This is a genomic window from Clostridium sp. Cult1 (assembly GCF_021655095.1).
GTDB lineage: Bacteria > Bacillota > Clostridia > Tissierellales > Tepidimicrobiaceae > Schnuerera.
Genome location: NZ_PPXW01000001.1, coordinates 713,706 through 719,648, shown reverse-complemented (window position 1 = coordinate 719,648; position 5,943 = coordinate 713,706). Strand labels below are relative to the sequence as shown.

The following is a 5,943-nucleotide window of genomic DNA, read 5'->3' as shown; positions in this document are numbered from 1 at the left end:
TTAAGCCTCTCAGCGCCGATGGTACTTGGGTGGTAACGCCCTGGGAGAGTAGGACGCTGCCAAGTACATATATAAAAACCCTCTATTTCGTAGGTCGAAGTAGAGGGTTTTATTTTTTTGAATAAAATCTAAAATAGCTATATACATACATAAATGATATAATCAAATTAAAATTATTAGTTTTATTATGGGAGTGTATTGAAATGTCAAAAATTGATTTCAATTTATCCGTGATTGCAAACTCATTACCTATAGGGATATTGATAGCAGATGATAAAGGAATAATATATTTTTCCAATGCTGAAGCTTTAAAAATACTAGATTTAGACCATGAAAATATTTTAAGCAAAAATATATTTGATATATTTTTAAGTTTCCAAAAGGAAGATATACTAAAATCTAATATAAAATGCACACCTTCTATAATAAAGTATAATGGTATAGATATTATTATAACAATAAAAAATATTGTCCATGATGAGTGTATTAAGGGTGCTTGCTTAATATTTCAAAAACTAGATATTTATAAAGAATTTATTAGACAATCAGATGATGAGATAGAATCAGCATTATTATTAAAAGCATTAATGGAAACTACTAACGATCCTATTGTTTATGTAAATAAGGAAGGTTTTATCGAATTATTTAGCAAAGCCTATGCAGAATTTTTAGAAATAAAAGTTGAAGATGCTGTTGGTAAACATGTAACAGAGATTATAGAAAATACAAGGATGCATATAGTTGTAAAAAATGGGATACCTGAATATGAGGAAGTACAAAAAATTAAGGGTAAGAAAATGATAGCAACGAGAATTCCAGTATTTTTTAATGGGAAAGTAGTAGGAGCAGTAGGGAAAGTTTTATTTAGAGATATAGATGAGTTAAAATATCTATATCAAAAGGTAAGTAAAATCGAAAAGGAATTAAATCTTTATAAAAATGAATTTAAAACAGTAAATAAAGCTAAATATAATTTAAATCATATAATAAGTAACAGTAAGTCAATGGATGAATTAAAGGAATTTACGAAAAAAATAGCACAATCTAATTCAAATGTGTTAATTTTAGGTGAGTCAGGCACAGGCAAAGAACTATTTGCTCATTCTATACATAATAATAGTAGGAGAGTTAATTCCCCTTTTATTAAAGTAAATTGTGGTGCGATTCCTTATGAATTATTGGAATCAGAGCTATTTGGATATGAAGAAGGATCCTTTACAGGGGCAAAAAAAGGTGGAAGGATAGGTAAATTCAAGGCCGCTGATGGTGGTACTATTTTTCTAGATGAAATAGGGGATTTACCTATGAATATGCAAGTTAAGCTTTTGAGAGTTATTCAAGACAAAGAAATAGAAAAAATAGGCTCTAGTCATTCAGAAAGTATTGATGTTAGAATTATTGCAGCAACTAACAAAGATTTAGAGAAAATGGTTGACGAAGGTATGTTTAGGCTAGATTTGTATTATAGATTAAATGTAGTAAATATAAGGATTCCCCCTTTAAGGGAAAGAAAAGAAGATATAAATACTCTGTCTCAATACTTAATTAAAAAAACATCTAGAAGAGAAGATATCAGAGTAGATGGAATATCTGATGAAGCATTGGAATACTTAAAAAGATACCATTGGCCTGGTAATGTGAGAGAATTAGGTAATATACTTGAAAGAGCTATTAACTTTTTAGATAAGAGACTATTATTAATCCTAAACATTTACCTTGTAAAATTACAGGAATAATGGAGGAAAAACAAATAAGAACTTTAAAGTCAACTTTAGAGGAAGTAGAAAAACAAACATTAATAGATAGTTTAATAATATCTAAAGGAAATAAAACTCTAGCTGCAAAAGAATTAGGAATTAGTCGTACAAGTTTATATGAAAAAATATCAAAATATAAAATAGATATATAATGATATTTTATTAACAATAATCAGAATATTCAGAAATAATTACATTAAGGTTAAATATAAGTATTGATTGTATGGAAAAGTTTACAGTTAATGATTAAAGTTAGGATATATTGTATGCTAAACTTTACATTTTAGCAAAATAGTAGGATTTAATAATAAGTTTTTATATAACTTTTTATAAATTATATTAAAGGATAGATGTTTTTTTATCAGAAAAACATCTATCCTTGTTTGTTTAAAAGGGATATTATCAGGGAAAGGTGAAAGTTTATAAAATAATTCAATAGAAAATATAATAATTCTTTAAATGGCATTGTAATTGCAATGGTTATATTCGAAGCCTAATTAAAATAATAGGGGGGACTTGAAAATGATAAAGGATAAGATATGCATTATAACAGGAGCTGCTAGTGGTATCGGATTAGCCATTTCTGAAACTTTTTCAAAAGAAGGAGCTAAGGTAATTATGGCTGATATAAATGAAGAAAAATTGAAAGAAGAATCATTAAGAATTGGCGCGGTTTATTTCAAAACAGATTTAAGCAAAAGAGAAGACTGTAAAAAGTTAGTTGAATTTACAGTTGAAAGATTTTCAAAAGTTGATGTACTTGTTAATGTGGCTGGAATACAAATTGTTTCTTCAATTGAAGATTTTCCTGAAGATAAGTGGGATTTCATGATTTCCTTAATGTTAACTGCCCCATTTTTGTTAACGAAATACGTGTGGCCTACTATGAAAGAACAAAATTGGGGAAGAATTATAAATTTAAACTCAATACATGGATTAGTGGCATCTGAATTTAAATCAGCATATGTTTCTGCAAAACATGGACTCAGTGGATTAACAAAAACTGCTGCATTAGAAGGTGGTAAATATGGCATAACTGTAAATTCTATTTGTCCTGCATACGTTAGAACGCCATTAGTAGACAATCAAATCGATGACCAAGCAAAATCCCACGGTATATCTAGGGATGAAGTTATTGAGAATATTATGTTACAAAAAGCAGTGGTGAAGAAATTAATTGAACCTGAAACTGTAGCTGAAGTAGTTAAGTTTTTATGTTCAGAAATAGGATCCCATATTACAGGATCTACTATGACTATTGATGGTGGTTGGACGGCGGGTTAAACAGTCGATAGTCAAATAAAAATAAATTATAGGAGGAAATATTCATGTTAGGCATTATTATTGGATTAGTATTATTAATGTTTTTAGCTTACAGAGGATATTCTATTATTTGGGTGGCTCCAATTACAGCAGCAGTAGTTGCATTATCAGGTGGCCTTCCATTACTTGAAACCTATAAAGAAACTTATATGGCTGGATTTGTTGGATTTACAAAATCTTGGTTTCCTGTATTTATGTTAGGAGCTATATTTGGACATTTAATGGACTATACTGGAGCAGCTAAATCTATAGCTCAATGGTTGACTAAGGTTTTTGGACCAAAGAGAGCTATATTGGGAGTAATAATAGGTTGTGCAGTTTTAACTTATGGAGGCATAAGTTTATTCGTAGTAGTATTTGCAATGTATCCCTTAGCATTGGAATTGTTCAGAGAAGCTAATATTTCAAGAAAACTTATTCCTGGTTCAATAGCCCTTGGTTCTTTTACATTTACGATGACAGCTGTTCCAGGAACACCACAAATTCAAAACTTAATCCCCATAGACCATTTTAATACAACTCCTACAGCAGCACCAGTAATGGGTATAGTGGCAACCATATTCATGTTTGGTTTAGGATATGCTTACCTTTCTTGGAGAGAGAAAAAACTTACTGAAAAAGATGAAAAAAGATGATGTATTTACCGAACCCAAAAAAAAGACAGAAAATAACGGAGAACATTTAACAGATTTACCTAATCCATTTATAGCATTTTTACCTTTACTATCTGTAATATTGACACTAAACCTTTTAAAATGGGATATAGTAGTTGCTTTATTATCTGGTATAATCTTATCTATGCTTACTAATGTAAAACTTCATAAAGGATTTACCAAAACTATTAGTTCTGGTGCAACTGGATCTATTACAGCTATTATTAATACAAGTGCTGCAGTTGGTTTTGGATCAGTTGTAAGAGCTGTGCCTGGATTTCAAACATTGACAAACTTAGTCCTTGGGATAAAGGGAAGTCCTCTTATTTCTGAAGCGCTAGCGGTGAATATATTAGCAGGAGCTACAGGATCAGCTTCAGGAGGAATGGGGATAGCTTTAGAAGCTTTAGGAGACAAATATTATCAACTAGCTTTGGAAACAGGAATTAGCCCTGAAGCATTCCATAGAGTAGCATCTTTGGCTTCTGGTGGTTTAGATACACTTCCTCATAATGGAGCAGTATTAACCTTATTAGCTATTACAGGTATGACCCATAAGGAATCCTATATAGATATTTGTGTAACATCTTTAATTTTACCAATTTTATCATCAATACCAGCCATTATTCTTGCTAGCCTAGGAATCTATTAATAGCATGGATTAGAAGGGAGGTTTATAAAATGAAGTTAGAGAATATTAAAAAAATTGGAATAGCAGGGGCAGGCACCATGGGTTCCGGTATAGCCCAAATATTTGCAAGAAAGGGATATAAGGTAATAGTAACAGATATAAAAGAGGAGTTTCTAGAAAACTCCAAAAAACTAGTCTTAATATTCAATAGTAGTCTAATTGAAGAAGGTTTAATGATTGAATTAGAAGCTAAAAACATTTTAAAAAATATTAATTACTCCTTAGATAAAGAAGCTTTTTTAGACTGCGATGTAATTATAGAAGCAATTATAGAAAAGATGGATATTAAACAACAATTTTGGAGGGAAGTAGAAGAAATAGTTAAAACTGATGCCATATTTGCAACCAATACTTCCGGTCTTAGTATTACAGAAATATCTAAGAAATTAAAAAACAAAGGAAGATTTATAGGAATGCATTTTTGGAATCCTCCCCATATTATACCCTTAGTTGAATTAATAAGAGGTGAAGGAACTAAAGATGAAACAGTAAATATATTATTAGAATTAGTCAAGAGAATAGATAAGCAACCGGTAATCGTTCAAAAAGATGCTCCAGGATTTATTGGAAATAGAATACAATTTGCTGTATTTAGAGAAGCATTAAATATAATAGAGGAAGGAATAGCTACCGTAGAAGATGTAGATAGAGCAATGAAATATGGGCCTGGATTTAGATATCCTATAATAGGACCTTTAGAGACAGCAGATCTAGGCGGACTAGATACTTTTTATTATATATCCTCTTATTTATTTAATAACCTTAGCCATGTAAAAGAACCACAAGAGATATTAAAAAATCTAATGGAAAATAATCAGCTAGGGGTTAAGTCTAAGAAGGGTTTCTATGATTATACAGAGGGGAAGGATGAAGAAGCCATTAAAAGAAGAGATAAAATGTTTTTCAAAATGTTAAAACATATACACAGTTCCAGATAATAACTAAAACCCTCATTTTTTAATATTGAGGGTTTTAGTTATTTAATTCGAAGAGACTCAACAACAAACTTAATATATTTCATTGTTTTTTTAATAGCTTCATCATAATTAACTTTTCCTTTTATTACTTGAGCCAATATACCTTCATATAAAAGAGTTCCCATTTCATTAAGGGTTTCAGCGTCTTCTTTTTTTATAAATCCTTCATCAATACAATCATTTATGGTGGCCATGCCCCTTTCATATATATTATGTTTTAATAACATTGTAGAAATGCCTTTCAATTGTGGTCCTAATTCCTCAGGAAAGATTTTATAATAGTCAATAATATAATCTTCTAGATCTTTATCTAAATCTGCAAAGAAAATAGCATAATATATTTCTGGATCCTTAAATGAAAAATGACAAAAACATTCCCATACCTTAAAAAATCTATCTAAGGCATTTTTTGCGTCTTTTAAGTATTCAGGTAAAGCACGAGAATAATCTTTTATATACCGCATAGCAGCGAAAAGTATTAAATGATCTAAGTTTTCAAAATAATTATATATAGTAGCACTATTATAACCAGCTTTATCTGC

General features: G+C 30.1%; 7 protein-coding genes. 6 read left to right on the top strand and 1 reads right to left on the bottom strand.

The window, feature by feature from the left end; all coding sequences use genetic code 11:
* Positions 1–203 precede the first annotated feature (203 nt).
* The 6 genes from C3E89_RS03475 to C3E89_RS03450 all read left to right on the top strand — a co-directional run bounded on the left by C3E89_RS03475 (position 204) and on the right by C3E89_RS03450 (position 5,362).
* A complete protein-coding gene (locus C3E89_RS03475; RefSeq protein WP_236911100.1) occupies positions 204–1,736 on the top strand; it encodes a sigma 54-interacting transcriptional regulator in 1,533 nt (510 codons plus the stop codon).
* Positions 1,736–1,909: a helix-turn-helix domain-containing protein gene (locus C3E89_RS03470; protein ID WP_236911099.1), complete on the top strand. Its 174-nt coding sequence runs from the start codon at positions 1,736–1,738 to the stop codon at positions 1,907–1,909. Before C3E89_RS03475 ends, C3E89_RS03470 begins: the two co-directional genes overlap by 1 nt.
* A 370-nt stretch (positions 1,910–2,279) precedes the next feature.
* The gene (locus C3E89_RS03465; RefSeq protein ID WP_236911098.1) at positions 2,280–3,041 is read left to right on the top strand and encodes a 3-hydroxybutyrate dehydrogenase; all 762 of its coding nucleotides are present in this window, start codon (positions 2,280–2,282) and stop codon (positions 3,039–3,041) included.
* A 44-nt stretch (positions 3,042–3,085) separates the two neighbouring features.
* Positions 3,086–3,715, top strand: coding sequence for a GntP family permease (locus C3E89_RS03460; protein WP_236911097.1), 630 nt, complete (start codon positions 3,086–3,088; stop codon positions 3,713–3,715).
* Positions 3,660–4,385 carry a GntP family permease gene (locus tag C3E89_RS03455; RefSeq protein WP_236911096.1) on the top strand — a complete coding sequence of 242 codons (726 nt, stop codon included), beginning with the start codon at positions 3,660–3,662 and terminating at the stop codon, positions 4,383–4,385. The genes C3E89_RS03460 and C3E89_RS03455 overlap by 56 nt, the downstream gene beginning before the upstream one ends.
* A gap of 29 nt (positions 4,386–4,414) precedes the next feature.
* A complete protein-coding gene (locus tag C3E89_RS03450; protein ID WP_236911095.1) occupies positions 4,415–5,362 on the top strand; it encodes a 3-hydroxyacyl-CoA dehydrogenase family protein in 948 nt (315 codons plus the stop codon).
* Positions 5,363–5,400: 38 nt separating this feature from the next.
* On the opposite strand, the gene C3E89_RS03445 is transcribed toward C3E89_RS03450, so the two are convergent.
* On the bottom strand, positions 5,401–5,943 hold a 543-nt coding region (locus tag C3E89_RS03445; RefSeq protein ID WP_236911094.1), incomplete at its 5' end, for a TetR/AcrR family transcriptional regulator.